Annotated in this window: 21 protein-coding genes; 12 read left to right on the top strand and 9 right to left on the bottom strand. The window is 69.1% G+C overall.

What is annotated here, in order from left to right:
- Positions 1 to 590, top strand: a 590-nt coding sequence (locus LGM56_RS26855; protein WP_226207183.1) for a TolC family protein, incomplete at its 5' end; no start/stop codon positions are given.
- A gap of 412 nt (positions 591 to 1002) precedes the next feature.
- On the opposite strand, the gene LGM56_RS26850 is transcribed toward LGM56_RS26855, so the two are convergent.
- Positions 1003 to 2379, bottom strand: coding sequence for a nucleobase:cation symporter-2 family protein (locus LGM56_RS26850; RefSeq protein WP_226207182.1), 1377 nt, complete (start codon positions 2377 to 2379; stop codon positions 1003 to 1005).
- 439 nt (positions 2380 to 2818) lie between these two features.
- Between LGM56_RS26850 and LGM56_RS26845 the strand changes: the two genes are divergently transcribed.
- The 3 genes from LGM56_RS26845 (at position 2819) to fghA (ending at position 6512) form a co-directional block, all read left to right on the top strand.
- A complete protein-coding gene (locus LGM56_RS26845; RefSeq protein ID WP_226207181.1) occupies positions 2819 to 4267 on the top strand; it encodes a xylulokinase in 1449 nt (482 codons plus the stop codon).
- A gap of 273 nt (positions 4268 to 4540) precedes the next feature.
- A complete protein-coding gene (locus LGM56_RS26840) occupies positions 4541 to 5647 on the top strand; it encodes an S-(hydroxymethyl)glutathione dehydrogenase/class III alcohol dehydrogenase (RefSeq protein ID WP_011353045.1) in 1107 nt (368 codons plus the stop codon).
- Between the two features lie 16 nt (positions 5648 to 5663).
- Complete coding sequence (gene fghA, locus LGM56_RS26835) at positions 5664 to 6512, top strand: S-formylglutathione hydrolase (RefSeq protein ID WP_089495534.1); 849 nt, start codon at positions 5664 to 5666, stop codon at positions 6510 to 6512.
- 139 nt (positions 6513 to 6651) lie between these two features.
- Here fghA and LGM56_RS26830 read toward each other — a convergent pair whose 3' ends face one another.
- Genes LGM56_RS26830 through LGM56_RS26815 form a run of 4 tightly spaced genes read right to left on the bottom strand, consistent with a single transcriptional unit; the run spans position 6652 to position 9749 of the window.
- Positions 6652 to 7434, bottom strand: a complete 783-nt coding sequence (locus tag LGM56_RS26830) for a metal ABC transporter permease (RefSeq protein WP_027789245.1) — start codon at positions 7432 to 7434, stop codon at positions 6652 to 6654.
- A complete protein-coding gene (locus LGM56_RS26825) occupies positions 7427 to 8317 on the bottom strand; it encodes an ABC transporter ATP-binding protein (protein WP_089426213.1) in 891 nt (296 codons plus the stop codon). The genes LGM56_RS26830 and LGM56_RS26825 overlap by 8 nt, the downstream gene beginning before the upstream one ends.
- A 15-nt stretch (positions 8318 to 8332) precedes the next feature.
- Positions 8333 to 9241: a metal ABC transporter solute-binding protein, Zn/Mn family gene (locus LGM56_RS26820; protein WP_089495533.1), complete on the bottom strand. Its 909-nt coding sequence runs from the start codon at positions 9239 to 9241 to the stop codon at positions 8333 to 8335.
- A gap of 46 nt (positions 9242 to 9287) precedes the next feature.
- The gene (locus LGM56_RS26815) at positions 9288 to 9749 is read right to left on the bottom strand and encodes a Fur family transcriptional regulator (RefSeq protein ID WP_011353040.1); all 462 of its coding nucleotides are present in this window, start codon (positions 9747 to 9749) and stop codon (positions 9288 to 9290) included.
- 329 nt (positions 9750 to 10078) lie between these two features.
- Here LGM56_RS26815 and LGM56_RS26810 point away from each other — a divergent pair, with 329 nt between their 5' ends.
- The 8 genes from LGM56_RS26810 (at position 10079) to LGM56_RS26775 (ending at position 18394) form a co-directional block, all read left to right on the top strand.
- A complete protein-coding gene (locus tag LGM56_RS26810) occupies positions 10079 to 10855 on the top strand; it encodes an L-iditol 2-dehydrogenase (RefSeq protein ID WP_089426211.1) in 777 nt (258 codons plus the stop codon).
- Positions 10856 to 10951: 96 nt separating this feature from the next.
- Positions 10952 to 11908, top strand: a complete 957-nt coding sequence (locus tag LGM56_RS26805; protein ID WP_226207180.1) for a sugar kinase — start codon at positions 10952 to 10954, stop codon at positions 11906 to 11908.
- Positions 11896 to 13254 (top strand): D-tagatose-bisphosphate aldolase, class II, non-catalytic subunit, encoded by a 1359-nt coding sequence (locus LGM56_RS26800; protein WP_226207179.1) that lies wholly within the window; start codon positions 11896 to 11898, stop codon positions 13252 to 13254. The genes LGM56_RS26805 and LGM56_RS26800 overlap by 13 nt, the downstream gene beginning before the upstream one ends.
- Positions 13255 to 13312: 58 nt before the next feature.
- Positions 13313 to 14638 (top strand): ABC transporter substrate-binding protein, encoded by a 1326-nt coding sequence (locus LGM56_RS26795; RefSeq protein ID WP_089446309.1) that lies wholly within the window; start codon positions 13313 to 13315, stop codon positions 14636 to 14638.
- A gap of 99 nt (positions 14639 to 14737) precedes the next feature.
- The gene (locus tag LGM56_RS26790) at positions 14738 to 15691 is read left to right on the top strand and encodes a carbohydrate ABC transporter permease (RefSeq protein ID WP_046544533.1); all 954 of its coding nucleotides are present in this window, start codon (positions 14738 to 14740) and stop codon (positions 15689 to 15691) included.
- Positions 15688 to 16539 (top strand): carbohydrate ABC transporter permease, encoded by an 852-nt coding sequence (locus tag LGM56_RS26785; protein ID WP_089495529.1) that lies wholly within the window; start codon positions 15688 to 15690, stop codon positions 16537 to 16539. Before LGM56_RS26790 ends, LGM56_RS26785 begins: the two co-directional genes overlap by 4 nt.
- Positions 16536 to 17222, top strand: coding sequence for an HAD family hydrolase (locus tag LGM56_RS26780; protein ID WP_089495528.1), 687 nt, complete (start codon positions 16536 to 16538; stop codon positions 17220 to 17222). The genes LGM56_RS26785 and LGM56_RS26780 overlap by 4 nt, the downstream gene beginning before the upstream one ends.
- Before the next feature lie 62 nt (positions 17223 to 17284).
- Entirely contained in the window at positions 17285 to 18394 is a 1110-nt protein-coding gene (locus LGM56_RS26775; protein WP_226207178.1) for an ABC transporter ATP-binding protein, read from the top strand.
- A 196-nt stretch (positions 18395 to 18590) separates the two neighbouring features.
- On the opposite strand, the gene LGM56_RS26770 is transcribed toward LGM56_RS26775, so the two are convergent.
- From LGM56_RS26770 to LGM56_RS26755, 4 genes are all read right to left on the bottom strand, one after another.
- Positions 18591 to 19547, bottom strand: coding sequence for a sugar-binding transcriptional regulator (locus LGM56_RS26770; protein ID WP_226207177.1), 957 nt, complete (start codon positions 19545 to 19547; stop codon positions 18591 to 18593).
- A 121-nt stretch (positions 19548 to 19668) separates the two neighbouring features.
- Positions 19669 to 21150 carry a xylulokinase gene (xylB, locus tag LGM56_RS26765; RefSeq protein ID WP_226207176.1) on the bottom strand — a complete coding sequence of 494 codons (1482 nt, stop codon included), beginning with the start codon at positions 21148 to 21150 and terminating at the stop codon, positions 19669 to 19671.
- 83 nt (positions 21151 to 21233) lie between these two features.
- A complete protein-coding gene (dalD, locus tag LGM56_RS26760; protein WP_226207175.1) occupies positions 21234 to 22628 on the bottom strand; it encodes a D-arabinitol 4-dehydrogenase in 1395 nt (464 codons plus the stop codon).
- A 188-nt stretch (positions 22629 to 22816) separates the two neighbouring features.
- The gene (locus tag LGM56_RS26755) at positions 22817 to 23728 is read right to left on the bottom strand and encodes a LysR family transcriptional regulator (protein WP_226207174.1); all 912 of its coding nucleotides are present in this window, start codon (positions 23726 to 23728) and stop codon (positions 22817 to 22819) included.
- Between the last annotated feature and the right edge of the window lie 24 nt (positions 23729 to 23752).

Genomic DNA, 23752 nt, shown 5'->3' with positions numbered 1-23752 from the left:
ACATCGGTGCGGCACGCGCGGCGTTCTTCCCGAAGATCTCGCTGACGGCCGCGTTCGGCACCGCGAGCCCGACGCTCGGCGGCCTGTTCAAGGCCGGCACGGCGGCATGGTCGTTCGCGCCGAGCATTGCGTTGCCGATCTTCGAAGGCGGCTCGAACATCGCGAACCTCGATCTTGCGCACGTGCAGAAGCGCATCGAGATCGCGAACTACGAGAAGGCGATCCAGTCGGCGTTCCGCGACGTGGCGGACGGGTTGGCCGCACGCGGCACGTACGACCAGCAGATCGCGGCGCTGGAGCGCAACGAGCATGCGCAGCAGCGACGTTTCGACCTGTCGGACCTGCGTTACAAGAACGGTGTCGACAGCTACCTGTCGGTGCTGACCGCGCAGACGGACCTGTATTCGGCGCAGCAGTCGCTGATCAATGCGCGCCTGGCACGCTGGACCAACCTGGTCAACCTGTACCGTTCGCTGGGCGGCGGGTGGATCGAGCGGGCCGGCGAAACGCCGCGCGCGCCGGATGCACCGGTCGACTACGACAAGGCGGCCGCTCCGGCGCCTGCGTCGGCAACGGCGACGAACGGGTAAGCGCAAGGAGGGGCAGGCGCGGTTTCGATCGTGCTTGTCCTTCGAACCGGCTGGTTGCGGAATCGAAAACGCCACGGACGAAAGTCCGTGGCGTTTTCTTTTGCGTAGTCGATTCGTGCGGCGCGAAAACGGTTGGGGTGACGATGCGCGTATCGGATTCTGGTGCCGCTTATAGCGTCGGACCAGCCATCCTGCTTGGCGACTCGGCATCATCGCGCCGCGCCCGCGGGCGACCCGCTTTCACGCGCCACCGCCTGTTCCGCCGTTCGACCGTCCAGCTGTCCGCCTGTCCGAACGCCCAGCTGTCCGACCGATCACCGCGCAGCTTCCCGCACCCGCAAAACAAAACGCCACGGCATGCCGTGGCGTTTTTCGTTACCGCTTCTCCGCGCCGTCGTCCGGCGCGAGGCGATCAGTGGTGCACGTCGGCGGGACGGCCGTCGAAGTCGTGTCCGGCGCGACGGATGTCGCAGCGTGCGTCCTTCTCGCCTTTCACGCCGTTGAACACGATGTTCAGGATCACGGCCGTCGCCGAGGCGAGCAGGATGCCGCTGTGCAGGATCGGCGCGAGCGCGGGCGGCAGCTTCGAGAAGAAGTGCGGCGACACGACCGGCACGAGACCCATGCCGACGCTCACGGCGACGATGAACAGGTTGTGCGAGTTGTTCACGAAGTCGACCTTCGACAGCACCTTGATGCCGTTCGCCGCCACCATCCCGAACATCACGATGCCCGCACCGCCGAGCACGAACGGCGGCACCGAGGCGACGACCTGCGCCATCTTCGGGAACAGGCCGAGCAGCACGAGGATCACGCCGCCGGTGGCGCACACGAAACGGCTCTTCACGCCCGTCACGCCGATCAGGCCGACGTTCTGCGAGAACGACGTATGCGGGAACGAGTTGAAGATGCCGCCGATCAGCGTGCCGAGACCGTCGACACGCAAGCCGCGCACGAGGCGCTCCTGGTTGACCGGGCGATCGACCATGTCGCCGACCGCGAGGAACATGCCGGTCGATTCGATGAACGTGACGAACATCACCGTGACCATCGTCACGATCGACAGCGGGTCGAAGTGCGGCAGGCCGAAGTGGAACGGCATCACGAAGCCGACCCACGGTGCGTGCGCGACGCCATCGGTATTCACGCGGCCGATCGCGAAGGCGATCGCGAAGCCGGCGACGATGCCGAGCAGCACCGAGATGTTCGCGATGAAGCCGCGGCCGTACTTGTTGATCAGCAGGATCAGCGTGAGCACGAGCAGCGACAGGCCGAGATAGACGGGGCTGCCGTATTCGGGGTTGCCGACGCCGCCGGCCGCCCAGTTGATGCCCACCTCCATCAGCGACAGCCCGATCACCGCGATCACGGTGCCGACGACGACGGGCGGGAAGAACCGCAACAGCTTGCCGATCATCGGCGCGAGCACGATGCCGATGATGCCGGCCGCGATGGTCGAGCCGAAGATGTCGAGGATGCCGAGGCCGGGGTTGGTGCCGATCGCGATCATCGGGCCGACTGCCGCGAACGTGCAGCCCATGATGACGGGCAGGCGGATCCCGAAGATCCACAGGCCAAGCGTCTGGATCAGCGTGGCGACGCCGCACGAAAACAGATCGGCGCTGATCAGGAACGCGATCTGGTCTTTCGGCAGCTTGAGCGCGGCGCCGACGATAAGCGGCACGGCGACAGCGCCGGCGTACATGACGAGGACGTGCTGCAGGCCAAGCGTTACCAGCTTGCCGGTCGGCAGCACCTCATCGCACGGATGGACCGTGTTCGATTGCATCTGTCTCACTCCATGATCTTGTTTTCGGGGTGATACGAAATTATTCGGAATGAATCCATGCAACAAGAGTGCTGGGTTCTATTCCGTTCTTTGCTGGTTCGATATGCCATTTCGGCATGGAACAGGGTGTCGATCATCGGGAAACAGCCGCAGGAGTGAGGTTCCCCGGTTTTATAGCCCTTCAAAATAGCGCTGGCCCCCGTGTCAAATATAGGCCGCTTTATGGTGTGTATCGGGCGGCCGGCATAGTGGCAAAAAGTGCCTGGGAAAAATCGTGCCGGGTTAACCCGCGAACGGCCGCTTTTGCCCGCAAGGTGCAGCCGGGTGGAACCCGGCCGGCGACCGCGTGTTCGGCCTGCCGCGGTAGCGGCAAAAAACGGGGCGCGCATCACGATCCCGTTATCATCGACATCCGTTCATTCGAATTCGCCCTCACGTCATGCGCCTGCTCGGAATCGACCTCGGCACCGGCTCCGTCAAACTCGTCACGCTCGATGCCGACGGCGTCGAGCGGGCGGTCGCGAGCGAACCTTATGCGCTGTCGTCGCCGCAGCCCGGCTGGGCGGAGATCGCGCCGGATACGTGGTGGCAGGCGCTCGTGCGCGCGGCCGCGCGGCTGCCGGCCGACGAGCGTGCGCAGGTCGCGGCGATCGGGTTCTCGGGGCAGATGCACGGCGTCGTGCTGATCGACGCGGCCGGGCAGCCGGTGCGGCCCGCGCTGCTGTGGCCCGACACACGCGCGGTGCGCGAAGCGGAGGCGGGCGATTGGCACACGGACGGCTTGCCCGTCGCACCCAACCCCGTTGCACCGGGCATGGCCGGCCCGCTGTTGCGCTGGCTGGCCACGCATGAACCCGAAGCGCTGCGCGCCGCGCGCTGGGCCGTGCAGCCGAAAGACTGGTTGCGCATCGCGCTGGGCGGCGACGTCGCCGCCGACCCGAGCGACGCGTGCGCGACCGCGCTCGCGACACCCGACGGTGCATGGGATCTCGCGTTGATCGACGCGCTCGGCCTGCCTGCCGACCGGTTCGCACCGGTCCTTCCGTCGAGCGCGCGCTGCGGCACGCTCGGCGCGCAGGCTGCCGCAGCGCTTGGCCTGCCGGCCGGTGTGCCGCTGGCGACGGGTGCGGCCGACACCGCATGCGCGGCGCTCGGTAGCGGGCTTGCCGCCGCCGGCGACGCGCTGCTGACGACCGGCAGCGGCGGCCAGATCGTCGTGCTCGCGGATGCGCTGCCGCCCGCGCGACGCGGGCTGCATCGCTATCGTGCGGCGGCCGGCGGCTATTACACGATGGCCGCGATGCAGAACGTCGGGCTCGCGCTCGAAGCCGTGCGCGGCTGGCTCGGCTACGCGCAGTGGGCCGATGCGTATGACGACGCGTTCGCCCACGCGGCGTCGGAACGCCTGTGCTTCCTGCCGTACCTGACGGGCGAGCGTTCGCCGTGGATGAACCCCGATGCGCGCGGCGGCTGGCTCGGCCTCGGGCTCGGCGACACGCGCGGCGCGATGATGCGCGCTGCGTTCGAAGGCGTCGCGTTCGCGTTGCGCGCCGGGCTCGATGCGATCCGCGACGCCGAGCGCGGCGATCCGGTCGCGATGCTGCGTCTCGCGGGCGGCGGCTCGGTCGATCCGCGCTGGCGCCAACTGCTGGCCGATGCGCTGGGCGCGTCGCTCCACGCGATCGACTGCCCGAACGCCGCGACGCGCGGCGCCGCGCTGCTCGCGGGCGTCGCGATCGGGCACTGGCGGGAGGACGCGCTGCACGCGCTGGCGCCGTCCGCGTCGCCGGTTGCCGCGCCGCGCGGCGATCGCGCGCTGGCCGCGCGCCACGCACGCTTCGTCGATCTGTATGCGCGAACGGATGCATGGTTCACGACGGGCGTTTAAACTCGAACACTTGTTCTTTTGCGCCAGCGATGACGCATCGTGGCAAGCCGGCGACCGTTTCCCGCACGCGATGCGCGGCCGGACCGGCCATCATGACGAGCACGAGATTCTTTTGCCGTGCCGTGCGCGATGCCGCGCGGCACGGCTTCAACCGCTTTGCCTGGAACCCGGTGAAGCATGGAACCGGCGCCGGTGCTCATGCACCCACGCCGGCCGACATGAGCGCTGATGCGCCGACCCGGGCCGACCTCACACACAGACAGGAGTCACACGATGAAGACGAAAGCAGCGATTGCATGGAAGGCGGGCGCGCCGCTGACGATCGAGGAAGTCGATCTGGAAGGGCCGCGCGCCGGCGAAGTGCTGATCGAGGTGAAGGCGACGGGCATCTGTCACACCGACTACTACACGCTGTCGGGCGCCGATCCGGAAGGGATCTTCCCGGCGATCCTCGGCCATGAAGGCGCGGGTGTCGTGGTCGACGTCGGCCCCGGCGTCGGCACCCTGCGCAAGGGCGACCACGTGATCCCGCTCTACACGCCGGAATGCCGCGAGTGCAAGTTCTGCCTGTCGCGCAAGACCAACCTGTGCCAGAAGATCCGCGCGACGCAGGGCAAGGGGCTGATGCCCGACGCGACGTCGCGCTTCTCGCTCGACGGCAAGCCGCTGTTCCACTACATGGGCACGTCCACGTTCTCGAACTACATCGTCGTGCCGGAGATCGCGGTGGCGAAGGTGCGCGAGGACGCGCCGTTCGACAAGATCTGCTACATCGGCTGCGGCGTGACGACGGGCGTCGGCGCGGTCGTGTACTCGGCGAAGGTCGAGGCGGGCGCGAACGTCGTCGTGTTCGGCCTCGGCGGCATCGGCCTGAACGTGATCCAGGGCGCGAAGATGGTCGGCGCGGACAAGATCATCGGCGTCGACATCAACCCGAAGCGCGTCGAGCTCGCGAAGAAGTTCGGGATGACGCACTTCATCAACCCGAACGAAGTCGAGAACGTGGTCGACCACATCGTGCAGCTGACCGACGGCGGCGCGGACTACTCGTTCGAATGCGTGGGCAACGTGAAGCTGATGCGCCAGGCGCTCGAGTGCACGCACAAGGGCTGGGGCCAGTCGTTCATCATCGGCGTGGCGGCAGCCGGCGAGGAAATCAGCACGCGTCCGTTCCAGCTCGTGACCGGCCGCGAGTGGAAGGGTTCGGCGTTCGGCGGCGCGCGCGGCCGCACCGACGTGCCGAAGATCGTCGACTGGTACATGGAAGGCAAGATCAACATCGACGACCTCATCACGCACACGCTGCCGCTCGAGCGGATCAACGAAGGCTTCGACCTGATGAAGGCCGGCGAGTCGATCCGCTCGGTCGTGCTGTACTGACCGGGAGCGCACCGCGATGCTCGAACTCGTTTCCTCGCACGCATGCCACGGCGGCGAGCAGCGTTTCTACCGTCACGATTCGGCGGCCATCGGCCTGCCGATGAAGTTCTCGGTGTACCTGCCGCCGCAGGCCGCGCACGGCCGCGTGCCGGCGCTGTTCTATCTCGCGGGGCTCACGTGCACCGACGAGACGTTCGCGATCAAGGCCGGCGCGCAGCAATACGCGGCGCAGCACGGCCTCGCGCTCGTGATGCCCGACACGAGCCCGCGCGGCGCGGGCGTGCCGGGCGAGACCGATGCGTGGGACTTCGGCGTCGGCGCGGGCTTCTACGTCGATGCGACCGAGGCGCCGTGGTCCGCGCATTACCGGATGGAGTCGTACGTGACGGGCGAGCTGCGCGAGCTGGTCGCGGCCGAGCTGCCGATCGACGGCGCGCGGTTGGGGATCTTCGGCCACTCGATGGGCGGGCACGGTGCGCTGACGCTCGCGTTGCGCCATCCGGGCCTGTACCGGTCGGTGTCGGCGTTCGCGCCGATCGCCGCGCCGACGCGCTGCCCGTGGGGCGAGAAGGCGTTCTCGGGTTATCTGGGCGCCGATCGTGAAGCATGGAAGGCACACGACGCGAGCGAACTCGTCGCGCGCGCCGATGCGCCTAAGTTCGCGGACGGTATCCTCGTCGATCAGGGCCTCGCCGACCAGTTCCTCGCGAACCAGCTGAACCCCGACGTGTTCGAAGCCGCGTGCGCGAAGGCCGGCCAGCCGCTGACGCTGCGCCGCCATCCGGGCTACGACCACGGCTACTACTTCATCTCGACGTTCATCGCTGATCACCTCGCGCATCACGCGCGCGTGCTCGCACGATGAGCGGGAAGGGGGGCCGCTAACGCACACCGCGGCACACGCCGCACCGCGCGATCGCGGGCGCATGAAAAAAACGCCGGCGCTGCCCTCGGGCACGCCGGCGTTTTTTATTTCCTTCGGGCGGCGATCCGCCAGGCGGTGCTCAGTGGCGCCGCAACAGGCTCGCGCCGTACACGAGTGCCGACAGCGCGGTGATCCAGAAGCTCGTCGGCCAGTCGGTGTGATACGCGAGCACGATGCCGAGCCACGCTTCGAACAGCGCGAACAGCGCGGCGAGCAGCACGCCGGTCGACAGCCGCGTCGTCACGTTCTGCGCGGCGGCAGCCGGCCCGACCAGCAGCGTGAACACCAGCAGCACGCCGACGATCTGCGTCGCCGCGGCCACCGCGAGCGCGCACACCGCGAGGAACAGCATCGACACCGTGCGCAGCGACACGCCCTTGGCTTCGGCCAGTTCGGGCTGCAGCGACGCGAACAGCAGCGGCCGTGCGATCAGCGCGAGCGCGAGCAGGCTCACCGCGCCGATGCCGGCGAGCACCGCGAGCGTGTCGTGGCTCACCGCGAGCACGTTGCCGAACAGCAGCGCGGTGACCTGCGTCGCGAACGACGTATAGAAATGCAGGAACAGCAGGCCGAAGCCGAGTGCGCCGGACAGGATCACGCCGATCGCGACGTCGCGGCCCGCGAGCTTCTCGCCGAGCGCGCCCATCCCGATCCCGGCCGCGAGCGTGAAGCCGACCATCCCCCAGATCGGCGAGATGCCGAGCAGCACCGCGCCCGTCGCGCCGGTGAAGCCGACGTGCGACAGCGCATGGCCGGCGAAGGTCTGCCCGCGCAGCACCAGGAAATAGCCGACGATGCCCGCGAGCACCGCGACGATTCCCGACGCCGCGAAGGCGTTGATCATGAAGTCGTATTCAAACATCGTGCGAATGCCCGGGATGAGCGTGTCCGTGGTGGTGATGGCCGTGGCCGCCGCCACCGCCGTGCGAGTGACCGTCGTCGTCCTCGTGTTCGTGATCGTGCTTCTCGATCTCGACGTCGCCCGACATCACGAAGATCTTGCCGTTCACGCGCATCACGTCGATCGGCGAACCGTAGAGCCGTGACAGCACAGGCTTCGTGATCACCTCGTCGACGGTGCCGAGCGCGGCCACGCCGTTGCCGAGATACAGCACGCGGTCGAGTGCGTTCAGCAGCGGATTCAGTTCGTGCGCGGAGAACAGCACGGTGATGCCGAGCTCGCGCTGCACGTTGCGCACGAGTTCGACGACGCCGCGCTGGTGGTTCGGGTCGAGGCTGATCAGCGGCTCGTCGAGCAGCAGCAGCTTCGGGTTGCCGAGCAGGCATTGCGCGAGCAGCAGGCGCTGCCGCTCGCCGCCGGACAGTTCCGACAGCGGCCGGCGCGCGAGCGTCGGGCCGCCGACGAGGTCGAGCACGCGGTCGACGTCGCGGCGCGTCGCCGCGTTCGTGTGCGGCAGCCCCCAGCGGTGGCCGTCGGCGGCCATCGCGACGAAGTCGTAGCCGCGCATCCGGCGGTTCGCGAGGCCGCTTCGGATCTGCGGCATGTAGCCGATCGACGCGTTGCCGCGCACGACCGGCACGCCGCCGACGGACAGCGTGCCGGCCGACACGGGCACGAGGCCGAGCACCGCGCGCATCAGCGTCGTCTTGCCCGCGCCGTTCGGCCCGAGCACGCCGACGAATTCGCCGGGTTCGATCGAGAAGCTGACGTCGCGCAGGATCGTGCGTCCGCCCAGCTCGAGCGTGACGCGATCGACGGCGAGTGCGTGAGGAGTGACGGTCATTTCGTTACGGAGTGTTTATTTCTTGCCGGCGGCCAGCGCGGTCGAGAGCGCATCGAGCTGGCCGGCCATCCATTGCTGGAAGGTCTTGCCGGCCGGCTGCGTCTCGGTGACGCTGACGGTCGGCACGCCGCCGTCGCGCGCGATCTTCAGCATGCGCTTGGTCATCGGTTCTTCGGCCTGGCTGTTGTAGATCAGCACGCGCACCTGCTTCTTGCGCAGGTCGTTCTCGAACGCGGCGACGTCCTGTGCGCTCGCCTCGGTGTCGTTCATCGTCGCGAGCTGGAAGCGCTGGTTGCGCATGTCGAGGCCGATCGCGTCGGACATATAGCCGAACACGGGCTCGGTGGCCGTCACCGGCACGCCCTTGTACTGCGCGCGCAGCGCGGCGACCTTGTCGTCGACGGGCTTCAGCGACGCGACGAACTTCTGCAGGTTCGCGTCGTATTCGGCTTTGTTCGCCGGGTCGGCACGGCCGAGCTCGGCCGCGATCGCGCGCGCGGCGGCCGGCATCGTCGCCGGGTCGTACCACAGGTGCGGGTTGTCGCCGGCCTTCTTGCCGACCAGATCGGCGACGACGATCGTCGCGCGCTTCGCCTGCTTCGACGCGCCGAGCAGCTTGCTCATCCACGGATCGTAGTTGGCGCCGTTGTAGATCACCACCTGCGCGTGCTGGAGCGCGCGGGCCGTCTTCGGGCTCGCTTCGAACAGGTGCGGATCCTGGTCCGGATTGCTGAGGATGCTCGTCACCGCGACGTGGCTGCCGCCGATTTGCGACGCGACGTCGCCGTAGAAATTCTCGGCGGCCACGACGTTGACGGTCGCGGCCTGCGCGAACACGGGCGCCGCGAGCGACAGCGCGGCGACGGCGAGCCAGCGGACAGGCGACAGGGCGCGCCGCGGCGCGCGCTTCAGGGCAATGGACATGGAACTCCTCGTTGGAAGGGGCGGCGCGTGCGCCGCGCGAGATGCGTCAGCGTTGCACGGGCTTGTGCTTGCAGTGTCCGCACAGGCCGCTCAGCTCGACGACCTGGTGGTGGACTTCGAAACCGTGCGCGGGCTCGCTCGCGGACAATTGCTTCGCGAGGTCGCCGCCGGGAATCTCGACGGTGTCGCCGCACGAGTCGCAGATCAGGAACTGGCCTTCGTGCGGGACGCCGATCTCGCAGCACGCGAAGAACGCGTTCTTCGATTCGATCCGGTGGATGAAGCCGTGCTCGACGAGGAAATCCAGTGCGCGGTAGACGGTCGTGGGCGGCACGCGGCCGCGCTGCGGCTCGAGCTCGGCGAGCAGGTCGTACGCGCCGATCGGGCGCTGCGCGGCCAGCACGCGTTCGTAGACCTGGCGGCGCAGCGGCGTCCACGCGAGCCCGTGCTCGGCGGCGAATGCGTCGGCCCGGGACAGCCGGGCGTCAATGGACGATGAGGTAGCCATGGCGTGAAGCAGCGCGATGAAACAAAGTACGGCGATGATATAACGTATCGCCGCGCCGTGCAGCGCGAAATCCCGTTTCCGTCCTCGCTCCGTCCCCTTCATCGCCGATCCGGCTGCGCCGCACCGTGCGCGCTAGCCCTTGCCGGGCGTGCGCGGCGGGTCCCCGCGGTGCGCCGTTGTGCCGCAGCGCGTCATAGAAAGCCGTCACCTCGCCTTGACAGCGCGAATCGCGTATCCGATCATTCGATCACTAACAGAGCAATTGATCGGTTCGCGAGCGTTCGCTCACCTCGCAGCCGTCGACACGCAGAACGAACCGGAGACAGCCAGTGAGACTGGAAGACAAGGTCGCGATCCTGACGGGCGCCGCAAGCGGCATCGGCGAAGCGGTCGCGCAACGCTATCTGGACGAGGGCGCACGCTGCGTGCTCGTCGACCTGAAGCCGGCAGGCGGCTCGCTCGCGCGGCTCATCGAGGCGAACCCCGGCCGCGCGGTGGCCGTCACCGCGGACGTCACGCGCCGCGACGACATCGAGCGGATCGTCACCACGGCGGTCGAGCGCTTCGGCGGCGTCGACATCCTGTTCAACAACGCGGCGCTGTTCGACATGCGGCCGATCCTCGACGAATCGTGGGACGTGTTCGACCGGCTGTTCTCGGTCAACGTGAAAGGGCTGTTCTTCCTGATGCAGGCCGTCGCGCAGCGGATGGTCGAGCAGGGCCGTGGCGGCAAGATCGTCAACATGTCGTCGCAGGCCGGGCGTCGTGGCGAGGCGCTCGTTTCGCACTACTGCGCGACCAAGGCCGCGGTGATCAGCTACACGCAGTCGGCCGCGCTCGCGCTCGCGCCGCACCGGATCAACGTGAACGGCATCGCGCCGGGCGTCGTCGACACGCCGATGTGGGAGCAGGTCGATGCGCTGTTCGCGCGCTACGAGAACCGGCCGCTCGGCGAGAAGAAGCGGCTGGTGGGCGAAGCCGTGCCGCTCGGCCGCATGGGCGTGCCGGGCGACCTGACGGGCGCCGCGCTGTTCCTCGCGTCGTCCGACGCCGATTACATCACCGCCCAGACGCTGAACGTCGACGGCGGCAACTGGATGAGCTGAAGTGATGCCGCTCGCACGCGCCACCCGCCGGCCGGCCTGCGATGAGGCGGCCGCCCCGAACGTCGCGGCCGCCGTCGAACGAGGAGGGTTAGCCTGATGGCCGAGATCGTCGTCGCCGGCGAACTGCTCGCCGAATTCGTCGCCGCCGAGCGCGGCCAGGGTTTCGATACGCCGGGCCTGTTCGAGGGGCCGTTCCCGAGCGGCGCGCCGGCGATCTTCGCCGACCAGGCCGCGCGGCTCGGCGCGAGCGTCGCGTATGCGGGCTGCGTCGGTCGCGACGCATTCGGCGACGCGATCGTCGCGCGGCTCGAACGCGACGGTGTCGACGTCGCGCGCATCCGTCGCGTCGCGCGCCCGACCGGCACCGCGTTCGTCGCGTATCGCGACGATGGTTCGCGCAGCTTCGTGTTCACGCTGTCCACCAGTGCGGCCGCGTGCGTCGATGCGTCCGATGTCGATACCGCGATGTTCGACGGCTGCCGCTACTTCCACGTGATGGGTTCGTCGCTGACGAGCGAATCGGCGATCGCGGCCGTGCAGCGCGGCGTGATCGAGGCCGCGCGCGCCGGCGCCAAGGTGTCGTTCGATCCGAACGTGCGGCCCGAGATGCTGAGCTTTCGCCCGATGCGCGCGGCGCTCGACGAGATGCTCGCCGCGTGCCACCTGTTCCTGCCGAGCGAAGCCGACCTGCCGTTCTTCTGCGGGCCGCAGCCGGCCGAGCGCGCGATCGCGGGCCTGCTCGCGACCCATCCGCTGCTCGAGCGCGTCGTGCTGAAACGCGGCGCGCAAGGCAGCGTCGCGTTCGATCGCGCGCACCGTGCGCAAGCGCCGGCGTTCCAGGTTGACGAAGTCGATCCGACCGGCGCCGGCGACTGCTTCGGCGGCACGCTGGTCGCGAGCCTCGTCGCCGGCGTGCCGATCGAGGTTGCGCTGCGTCGCGCGAACGCGGCCGGGGCAATCGCGGTCACGCGGCGCGGCCCGATGGAGGGCAACAGCAGCGCGGCCGAAATCGACCGTTTCCTGACCGAACGAGGTATCGCATGTCCGGCCTGACGACCTTCGCCGAACGTTCGCGCACCGCGCACGCGGACGCCGTGCTGCGGATGATCTTCGACGCGAACCGCGCGGATGCGCAGCGCGGCATCTATTCGATCTGCAGCGCGCACCGGCTCGTGCTGGAGGCCGCGTGCGAAGCGGCGCGCGCGGACGGTTCGCCGCTGCTGATCGAGGCGACCTGCAACCAGGTCAACCATCTCGGTGGCTATACGGGCATGACGCCTGCCGATTTCCGCCGCGACGTCGACGCGATCGCGCAGCGTTGCGGGCTGCCGCCGTCGGCGCTCGTGCTCGGCGGAGACCATCTCGGCCCGAATCCGTGGCGGCATCGCCGCGCGGCCGACGCGATGCGCGAAGCGTGTGCGATGGTCGCCGCGTACGTCGAAGCCGGCTTCGAAAAGATCCACCTCGATGCGAGCATGGCGTGCGCGGACGATCCGGCGCGGCTCGACGATCGCACGATCGCCGCGCGCGCGGCCGAGCTGTGCCGCGCGGCGGAAGACGCGGCGGCGCGCGCCGGCCTCGCGCCCGTCTACGTGATCGGCACCGAGGTGCCGACGCCGGGCGGCGAGGTCAGCGGCAGCGGTGACGACGGCGACGCCGCGATCGCGCAGATCGCGGTCACGCGCAGCGACAGCATCGCGGCGACGCTCGACGCGCACCGCCACGCGTTCGCGGCGGCCGGGCTCGACGATGCGTGGACGCGCGTCGTCGCGATCGTCGCGCAGCCGGGGGTCGACTTCGACGATCGCCACGTGCTCGACTACGACAGTGCCAAGGCCGCGTCGCTCGGCGCGAGTATCCTGCAGACGCCGGGCCTCGTGTTCGAGGCGCATTCGACCGATTACCAGACCGAGGGGGCGCTCGCCGCGCTCGTGCGCGACCACTTCGCGGTGCTGAAGGTCGGCCCCGCGCTGACGTTCGCGCTGCGCGAGGCGCTGTTCGCGCTGACCTTCATCGAGGACGCATTGATCGACGACGTCGCGCAGCGCTCGCGGTTGCGCGACGTCGTCGACGCCGCGATGCGCGCGCAGCCCGAGCACTGGGCGCCGTATTACCGCGGCGACGAGACCGAGCAGCGGCTCGCGCGCCAGTTCAGCTACAGCGACCGGATCCGCTACTACTGGCTGCAGCCGGCCGTCGCGGCCGCGGTCGAGCAACTGTTCGACAACCTCGCGCGGCAGCCGGTGCCGGAAACGCTCGTCGCCCAGTGGTTGCCGGACGTGTACGCGGCCTGCCGCGCGGGCGGCCTCGCGAAAGAGCCGCGTGCGTGGGTGCGCCACCGGATACGCGACGTGATCGCGCACTATGCGCGCGCGTGCGGAATGCAGCGGCCGGCGTGACGGGCCGCGAAGGAAACGCAGTACCGACGACACTTCGAACAAACACAGGAGACATGCCATGCAACGAAAGATGCTCGACGCCGCCGCACGCTGCTTCGCCGGAGCCGCGCTCGCGACGGCGGCCTGCGCCGCGTCCGCCGGCACGCTGACGATCGCGACGCTGAACAATCCCGACATGATCGAGCTGAAGAAGCTGTCGCCGGCCTTCGAGAAGGCGAACCCGGACATCAAGCTGAACTGGGTGATCCTCGAGGAGAACGTGCTGCGCCAGCGCGCGACGACCGACATCACGACCGGCAGCGGCCAGTTCGACGTGATGGCGATCGGCACCTACGAGACGCCGCAGTGGGGCAAGCGCGGCTGGCTCGCGCCGATGACGGGCCTGCCCGCCGACTACGACCTGAACGACATCGTGAAGACCGCGCGCGACAGCTTGTCGTACAACGGCCAGCTGTACGCGCTGCCGTTCTACGTCGAGAGCTCGATGACGTTCTACCGCAAGGACCTGTTCGCGGCGAAGGGGCTGAAGATGCCCGACCAGCCGACCTACGACCAGATCGCGGAATTCGCGGACAAGCTCACCGACAAGGCGAAGGGCACCTACGGGATCTGCCTGCGCGGCAAGGCGGGGTGGGGCGAGAACATGGCGTACGTGTCGACGGTCGTGAACACGTACGGCGGGCGCTGGTTCGACGAGAACTGGAACGCGCAGCTGACGTCGCCCGAGTGGAAGAAGGCGATCAATTTCTACGTGAACCTGCTGAAGAAGAACGGCCCGCCGGGCGCGAGCTCGAACGGCTTCAACGAGAACCTGACCCTCACCGCATCGGGCAAGTGCGCGATGTGGATCGATGCGACGGTCGCGGCCGGCATGCTCTATAACAAGCAGCAGTCGCAGGTGGCCGACAAGATCGGCTTCGCGGCCGCGCCGGTTGCCGCGACGCCGAAGGGTTCGCACTGGCTGTGGGCCTGGGCGCTGGCTGTGCCGAAGACGTCGAAGCAGCAGGACGCCGCGCGCAAGTTCATCGCGTGGGCGACGTCGAAGCAGTACATCGAGATGGTTGGCAAGGATGAAGGCTGGGCGTCGGTGCCGCCGGGCACGCGCACGTCGACCTATCAGCGCCCCGAGTACAAGGCCGCCGCGCCGTTCTCGGACTTCGTGCTGAAGGCGATCGAGACGGCCGACCCGAACGATCCGTCGCTGAAGAAGGTGCCGTACACGGGCGTGCAGTACGTCGGGATTCCTGAATTCCAGTCGTTCGGCACGGTGGTCGGCCAGTCGATCGCGGGTGCGGTCGCGGGCCAGATGTCGGTCGACCAGGCGCTCGCCGCCGGGCAGGCCGCCGCCGACCGCGCGGTGCGGCAGGCCGGCTACAAGAAGTAACGCGGCCCGCACCGTGCGCGGTGGCGCACGGTGCGCGTCGTCGAAGCTGACAGGCGGGCAGGCCTTCGCGCCCGCGCATCAACCGGAGGGACTCCGATCATGCGTCACCTGCGTCTTCCCCTGAGCCACGCTCACGCGCCGTCGGTCGGCGACGCGTCGTCGCCGCCCGGCGCGCCGCGCCGCGCGCGCGGCGGCGCGAGCTGGCTCGTCTCGCCGTCCGTCGCGGTGCTGCTGCTGTGGATGTCGATTCCGCTCGCGATGACGATCTGGTATTCGTTCTCGCGCTACAACCTGCTGAACCCGGACGTGAAGGGCTTCGCCGGGCTCGACAACTACCGCTTCCTCGCGACCGATCCGTCGTTCCTGCCCGCGATCTGGCACACGCTCGTGCTGATCGGCGCGGTGCTCGCGATCACGGTGATCGGCGGCGTGCTGATGTCGGTGCTGTTCGACCGCAAGTTCTACGGGCAGGGCGTTGCACGCCTGCTCGCGATCGCGCCGTTCTTCGTGATGCCGACGGTGTCCGCGCTGATCTGGAAGAACATGATCCTGCACCCGGTGTACGGGCTCGTCGCGAACGCGATGCGCGCGCTCGGCATGACGCCGATCGACTGGTTCGCCGATTACCCGCTCACCGCCGTGATCATCATCGTCGCGTGGCAGTGGCTGCCGTTCGCGTTCCTGATCCTGTTCACCGCGATCCAGTCGCTCGACCAGGAGCAGAAGGAAGCGGCGCGCATCGACGGCGCGGGCCCGATCGCGATGTTCTTCTACATCACGCTGCCGCACCTGAAGCGCGCGATCGCCGTGGTCGTGATGATGGAGACGATCTTCCTGCTGTCGATCTTCGCGGAGATCTACACGACGACCGGCGGCGGCCCCGGCAATGCGACGACCAACCTGTCCTACCTGATCTACGCGCTCGGCCTGCAGCAGTTCGACGTCGGCCTCGCGTCCGCGGGCGGCATCATCGCCGTGGTGGTTGCGAACGTCGTGTCGTTCTTCCTCGTGCGGATGCTCGCGCGCAACCTGAAGGGGGAATACGAGAAATGAGCGACCTGACTTTGGAAAGCCGGCGCGTGCCGGCCGTGTTCGACCTCGTGCGGCGCGCGCTGCCCGGCACGCTCGCGTGGCTGATCGCGCTGCTGCTGTTCTTCCCGATCTTCTGGATGGCGATCACCGCGTTCAAGACCGAGCAGCAGGCGTATGCGTCGTCGCTGTTCTTCATCCCGACGCTCGACAGCTTCCGCGAGGTGTTCGCGCGCAGCAACTACTTCGCGTTCGCGTGGAACTCGGTGCTGATCTCGGCGGGCGTCACGGTGATCTCGCTGCTGTTCGCGGTGCCGGCCGCGTACGCGATGGCGTTCTTCCCGAACCATCGCACGCAGAAGGTGCTGCTGTGGATGCTGTCGACCAAGATGATGCCGTCGGTCGGCGTGCTCGTGCCGATCTACCTGCTGTGGAAGAACGCGGGGCTGCTCGATACCGTGTCGGGCCTCGTGATCGTCTACACGCTGATCAACCTGCCGATCGCGGTGTGGATGACCTTCACGTACTTCAACGAGATCCCGAAGGACATCCTCGAGGCCGGGCGCATCGACGGCGCGTCGACGTGGCAGGAGATCGTCTACCTGCTGATGCCGATGGCGCTGCCGGGGCTCGCGTCCACCGCGCTGCTGCTCGTGATCCTGTCGTGGAACGAGGCATTCTGGAGCATCAACCTGTCGAGCTCGAATGCGGCGCCGCTGACCGTGTTCATCGCGTCGTACTCGAGCCCCGAGGGGCTGTTCTGGGCGAAGCTGTCCGCGGCGTCGCTGCTCGCGGTCGCGCCGATCCTGATCGTCGGCTGGCTGTCGCAGAAGCAGCTCGTGCGCGGGCTCACGTTCGGAGCCGTCAAATGACCGCGATGAACGTCCTGATCTGCGATTGCGACGGTGTGCTGATCGACAGCGAGGCGGTGGCGGCCGACGTGCTCGTGCGCGAACTCGATGCCCGCTGGCCGGGCGCGGATGCGCGGCCGGCCGTGATGCCGCTGCTCGGGCTGCGCATCGAGCGCGTGCTGGCCGGCGCATGCGACGCGCTCGGCCGCACGCTGTCGAACGACGACGTCGTCGAGATCCGCGCCGCGGTCGAGGCGGCGGCCGTCAACGCGCCGATGGTCGACGGCATCGATGCGGCGCTGGCCGCGATCGAACTGACGACGGCCTGCGCGAGCAACAGCTACCGTGCGTACGTCGAGGCGGCGCTGACCCGCACGGGCCTCGCACGCTTCTTCGGCGACCGGCTGTTCTGCGCGGACGCCGTCGCGCGGCCGAAGCCGGCGCCCGACGTGTATCTCGCGGCGGCGCGCACGCTCGGCGTCGCGCCGGCCCGGTGCCTCGTGGTCGAGGACAGCGTGACCGGCATCACCGCGGCCGCCGCGGCCGGCATGACCGTGCTCGGCTTCGTCGGCGGCGGGCATGCGTCGGCCGCGCAGATCGACGCGCTGCGCGGCATCGGCGCGCGTCACGTCTTCGACGACATGCACGAGCTGCCCGGCTACGTCGCGCGCTGGCAGGCGACCGGCGCGGTGCTGCCGAACTAGCCACCCCGAATGATTGCGCGCCGCGTTCGACGCGGCGCATCACGAACGAACGGAGACAGATCATGGCAAGCGTGCTCCTGCGCAACATCGCGAAGCGCTACGACGACACCGAAGTGCTGCGCAACGTGAACCTCGACATCGCCGACGGCGAATTCGTCGTGTTCGTCGGCCCGAGCGGCTGCGGCAAATCCACGCTGATGCGGATGATCGCCGGCCTCGAGGATATTTCGAGCGGCGACCTGATGATCGACGGCGCGAAGGTCAACGACGTGCCGAGCGCGAAGCGCGGCATCGCGATGGTGTTCCAGTCGTATGCGCTGTACCCGCACATGACGCTGTACGACAACATGGCGTTCGGCCTGAAGCTCGCGGGCGCGAAGAAGCCGGAGATCGACCAGGCGGTGAAGCAGGCCGCGAAGATCCTGCACATCGACCATCTGCTCGACCGCAAGCCGAAGCAGCTGTCGGGCGGCCAGCGGCAGCGCGTCGCGATCGGCCGCGCGATCACGCGCAAGCCGAAGGTGTTCCTGTTCGACGAGCCGCTGTCGAACCTCGACGCGGCGCTGCGCGTGAAGATGCGGCTGGAGTTCGCGCGGCTGCACGACGAGCTGAAGACGACGATGATCTACGTGACGCACGACCAGGTCGAGGCGATGACGCTCGCCGACAAGATCGTCGTGCTGTCGGGCGGCGCGGTGCAGCAGGTCGGCACACCGAACGAGCTGTACCACGCGCCGGCGAACCAGTTCGTCGCGGGCTTCATCGGCTCGCCGAAGATGAACTTCCTGAAGGGCACCGTCGAAGCGGTCGATGCGGGCGGCGTGCTCGTGCGTTTCGACAGCGGCGAGGCGCAGCGCGTCGCGGTCGAAGCAGCGGGCTTGCAGCGCGGCGCGGCGGTGACGGTCGGCGTGCGGCCCGAGCATCTGAAAGTCGAAGCTTCGGCGACCGACGTTGCTGCCAGGGTGATGGCCGTCGAGTCGCTCGGCGATGCCGCGTATCTGTACGCGGAGTCGGCCGTCGCGCCGGACGGGCTGATCGCGCGGATTCCGCCGCTCGACACGTACCGCACCGGCGAGGCGCTGCATGTGCACGCGGACGCCGAGCACTGCCACCTGTTCGACGAGCACGGGCGGGCGTTCCGGCGGTTGAGCGTGCACGCGAAGGCCGCATGACGGCCGGCGCCTGCGCCGGTCAGACGCGCAGGGGTTCGGCCATCTAGTCTATGAACGCGCGCGGCCTGGGGGGCGGATGCCGGCCCCACGATCACGGTGTGGGGGGCGGCGCGTGGCGTGCGCGCCGGCATGCGTTTCCGGCGCCGCACGCGGCTTGAGCGTTCGACACAGCCGCGCGCGGTGCGCGGCTTCTGCGTCAGGTCGCTTTCGCGGCGAGCGCGGCGCGCGCGCACGCTTCGTCGGTGACGAGCCCCGACAGCCAGCCGCCGCGCAGCGCGGCAATCACCGCGTCGTGTTTCTTCGGGCCGCCGGCGAACGCGATCGTCGGCAGCTTCGGCGGCGTGGCGAGCGCGACGCTCGTTACGCGCGCGCTCGTCGATACGGCGATCTGCGTGCCCTGCGCGTCGATCGGCACGCCGAGCAGTTCGGCCACCGCGCCGAGCGCGGTCATCTCGTCGCGCTCCTGTTCGGTGATGAAGCCGTCTTCATAGAGCGGGCAGTGTGGGCCGATGTTGCCGATCCCGACGAACGCAACGTCGGCCTTGCCCGACAGCGCCTCGACGATCCGGTACAGCCGGTGATTGCACCACTGCGCGCGCTCGGCGTCGCTGTCGGCGAACAGCGGCGCGGGCAGCAGGAAGTGCTTGCTGCCGGTTTTCTCGGAGATGTACTGCGCGACGTCGTAGCGGTTCGACGAACCGTCGGCGGCGATCGCGCCGACCATCGACACGAGCCGGTGCTGCGGGCGGTCGATCTGCGCGATCTGCGCGACCGCGGCCTTCAGCGTCCGGCCGCTGCTGACCGCGATCACCATCGGCCGGGTTTCGTTCAGGTAGCGCTCCATCACCTGCGCGCCGGCGACCGCGAGCTTGCGGTCGATCGCGTCGGGCGCATCGGCATCGACGGGCACGACTTCGCACATCGCGAGGCCGTAGCGCTTCGACAGCTGCGCGCCGAGATCGAGACAGTCGGCGAGCTGGTGGTCGACGCGCACGCGGATCAGGTTCTTCTCGACTGCGAACGCGACGAGGCGCTGCGCGACCGGGCGCGATACCTGCAGCTTCTCCGCGATTTCGTTCTGCGTGTCGCCCGCGACGTAGTAGAGCCACGCGGCACGCGTGGCGAGATCGAGTTTTTCTGAGGACTTGGACACGATAGCGATTCGGTTCGGATCGGGGGGCGCCCCGCGGGCCGGCCGGCGGGCCGCATGGCGGCATCCACTGTACCGCATGTCGCGCGCACGGCCGACGGCCGCCGCGCGTGACGTGCGGCGCTTACGCGAGCCGTGCGCGCGACGGCTCGTACAGCGGCTGCACGTGACGGTACAGCGCGCGGAACGCATCGAGGCGTTCGCGCAGCAGCGCATGGCGGGCCGCATCCGGCGCGTATTCGGCGCGCACCGGCGGCTTGGTCAGCACCGCATGCGGATCGCCGCCGACGGCCAGCCAGCCGAGCCGTGCCGCGCCGAGTGCCGCGCCGGTTTCGCCGCCGCCGTGCTGGCGCGTGCGCACGTTCAGCGCATCGGCGATCAGCTGCGCCCAGAACGCGCTGCGCGCGCCGCCGCCGATCAGCGACAGCTGGTCGGTTTCGACGCCGGCCGCATGCAGCGCGTCGAGACCGTCGGCGAGGCCGAGCGTCACGCCTTCGAGTACCGCATAGCCGAGGTGCGCGCGTTCGGTCGCATGCGTCATCCCGAAGAACACGCCTTGCGCGTACGGGTCGTTGTGCGGGGTGCGCTCGCCGGACAGGTAGGGCAGGAACAGCGGGGCCGTTGCGAGCGCGTCGGCGTCGAGCGTTTCGATTTCCGCGAGCAGCGCGGGCTCGTCGGTGCCGGTCAGCTTGCAGACCCAGCGCAGGCAGCTCGCGGCCGACAGCACCACGCTCATCAATTGCCAGCGATCGGGAATCGCATGGCAGAACGCATGCACGGCCGATGCGGGGTTCGGCATGAAGCGATCGCCGACCACGCTCAGCACGCCGGACGTGCCGAGCGAGACGAAGCCGTCGCCCGCATGGATCGCGCCGATGCCGAGCGCACTCGTCGCGTTGTCGCCGCCGCCGCCGGCCACCACGACGGCCTCCGACAGCCCGAGTTCGCGTGCGATGTCGGCGCGCAGCGTGCCGGACGGCGCGTTGCCTTCGACGATGCGCGGCATCTGCTCACGCGTCATCCCGCACGCGGCGAGCAGCGCGTCCGACCAGTCGCGGCGCGCGACGTCGAGCCACAGTGTGCCGGCGGCGTCCGACGGATCGGACACCTTCGCGCCGGTCAGCCGGAACCGCAGGTAGTCCTTCGGCATCAGCACGCAGGCGGTCGCCGCGAACACGTCGGGTTCGTGCTTCGCGACCCACAGCAGTTTCGGCGCGGTGAAGCCCGGCATCGCGAGGTTGCCGGCCAGTGCGTGGAGATCGGGCGCGCGTTCGGTGAGCAGCGCGCATTGGTCGGCGCTGCGCATGTCGTTCCACAGGATCGCGGGGCGCAGCACGCGATCGTCGCGGCCGAGCAGCACGGCGCCGTGCATCTGGCCCGACAGGCCGATGCCGCGCACGGCCGCGAACGCGTCGCGGTGCCGTTCGCGCAGCGCCGCGAGCGCGGCGAGCGTGCCTTGCCACCAGTCGTCCGGATGCTGTTCGGCCCAGCGCGGATGCGGCCGCGACACGGTGAACGGCGAGCCGGCGGTGCCGACGACCGTGCCGTCCGGGGCGAGCAGCAGCACCTTCACTTCCGAGGTGCCGAGGTCGATGCCGAGATACATGAGCGATCCGTTCCGTCAGTGGGGAGTCGCTACTTTAGCCGCGCGGCCGCGCCCGTGCCAAGGCAGGTTCGCCCGGATGCGCGTCAGCGTGCCGCGAGCCATGCGTCGACACGCCGGAGTCCGCCGCGCAGGGCCTCGAACAGCGCGGCGTTGCCGGCGAGCGAGCCCCACAGCTGTCGGTTCGCGCCCAGCGCGACGACGGGGTCGTCGGCCTGGACGATCGCGCGCGCGGCGCTTTCGTCCATCACGCCGTCCTGGTACGCGTACGGCAGCGCGCCGCGCGCCCAGCGTTCGAGAAAGCGCAGGAACAGCGCGGGCAGCACGGCGGTGGCGACCGGCGCCGCCCCGCGTGCGAACGATTCGACGAGCGTCGGCGCGATGAAGCCGGGAATCTTCGAGAAACCGTCGGCCGCGACGCGCTGGTTCGTGTCGAGCACGTACGGGTTGCCGAAGCGTTCGAGCACGACGTCGCGGTAGCGCGCGAGATCGAGCGGGCTCGGCGTGAGGCACGGGATCACGTCCTGCGTCACGTAGTCGTGCGCGAAGCGGCGGATCGCCGCGTCGTGCGTGCCTTCGTGGATATACGTATGGCCCGCGAGCGTGCCGGCCCACGCGATGCAGCTGTGCGTCGCGTTGAGGATGCGGATCTTCGCTTCCTCGTACGGGTGCACGTCGTCGACGAGTTCGGCGCCGGCCACTTCCCACTTCGGCCGGCCGGCCGCGAAGCGATCCTCGATCACCCATTGGATGAACGATTCGCCCATCACCGGGCAGGCGTCGTCGAAGCCGGTGGCCGCCAGCACGCGCTCGCGCACGTCGGCGGTCGGGCGTGGCGTGATGCGGTCGACCATCGCGCTCGGTGTCGCGACGTTCGCATCGAACCACGCGAGCAGGTCGGCCTGGCCGCGCCGCTCGAGGAATTCGCGCATCCCCGCGCGAAAGCGCGCGCCGTTGTTGCGCAGGTTGTCGCAGCTCTGCAGCGTGAGCGGGCCCGCGCCGCGCTTCACGCGTTCGGCGAGCAGCGCCGCGAGCGCGCCGTACAGCGTCGTGCGCGCGCCCTGCAGGTCGGCCGCGAGATCGGGGTTCGCGAGGTCGAGGCGGTTGTGTTCGTCGAGGTAGTAGCCGCCTTCGGTCACGGTGAACGACACGATCCGGCAGGCCGGATCGGCGCCGGCGTCGATCAGTGCGGCGAGGTCGATCGACCACGGCAGCACGCGCGTGATCGCGCGGATCGTCTCGTACGCGCGCTCGCCTTGCGGCGTGACGGCTTCGAGCGTGTAGGCGCCGTGCTGCGCGGCGAGCGCGTCCATCGTCGCGTGCATGTCGTCGCGGATGTTGCCGACGGTCAGCGACCAGCGCTCGTCGGCCGGGACGGCCGCGTTCACGCGATGCAGATACCACGCCTGGTGCGCGCGGTGAAACGAGCCCGCGCCGATGTGCAGCAGCACGGGCGTGCGGGCGGAGGGCGATGCGCTCATCCGGTGTGTCTCCTGTTCGTGCCTGACAGTCCTGTCGAATACGATCATTTGCTCTTTGTGTGAGCGAATGATCGTATTCGGGCGAGCGAAAGTCAAGGCGGGGAAACGGCATTTCGATGGTGCGCTGCGGCGGTGGCGTGCGGGTGGGGCGGGAGGGCGCGAATGGGTGGCCGGTGCGGAAAGCGCCGTCAGCGACCTTCGCGCGTCAACGCGACGAGTTCCTCGAGCAGCTTGCCCGCTGGCCCCGGCAGGATGCCGTGGCGGCGCCGGAACGCGGTGAGCGTGCGCACCGCGACGACTTCGCGCACGGGCAACGTGTCGATCGTGCCGGCGCGCTGCTCGGCGCCGTACATCGGCTCGGCCATCCAGCTCAGGAAGCCCGCATGCGCGACGAGGCTCTTCAATGTAGTAACCGAGCGCGTCTCGACCGCGATGTCGGGCAGCGCGAGCCCGTGTGCGTCGAAGGTCGCGCGCATGTGGTCGAACGGCGCGGTGCCGCGCGGCGGAATCGCCCAGCGCGCGTGCAGCGTGTCGACGAGCGTCGGCGCGCGGCCGAGCGTGCGCAGCGGATGGTGCGGCGCCGCAACGATGTGGCTGCGATCCTCCCAGCGGCACTCGGGAATCGCGACGATCTCGTCGGTATCGGGCCCGTGCGCGGACAGCGCGAGATCGATCTCGTGCTTGTTCAGCCCTTCCGCGAGCCGGTCCCACACGCCTTCGATGATCTCGACGCGCAGGTTCGGCCAGCGGTCGAGCACACGGCCGACCGCAACCGGTAGCACGAGGCTCGCGATGCTGCCCACCGTGCCGACCTTGATCGTGCCCTTCGCAAACCCGCGCATCGCGTCGAGCTCCTCGCGTGCGTGCTCGGCCTCGTGCTGCAGCAGCGTCGCGTGCGGCAGCAGCGCCTCGCCGAACGCGGTGAGCTGCACGCCCTTCGAATGGCGCTCGAACAGGGGCGCGCCGACCTGGTTCTCGAGCCGCTTCAGGATCCGGCTCAGCGCCGGCTGCGTCACGTGCAGTGCGTCGGCCGCGCGGCCGAGGCTGCCGCACGCGACGATCGTCGTGAAGGCGCGCAATTGTCGGAGGTCGAAACTCATGTCGAAACGGTATGGCTTATCGCA

This window comes from Burkholderia sp. AU38729, from assembly GCF_020419725.1.
Lineage (GTDB): Bacteria > Pseudomonadota > Gammaproteobacteria > Burkholderiales > Burkholderiaceae > Burkholderia.
The sequence above is the reverse complement of the archived record's forward strand: the minus strand, read 5'-3'. Positions and strand labels throughout refer to the sequence as shown.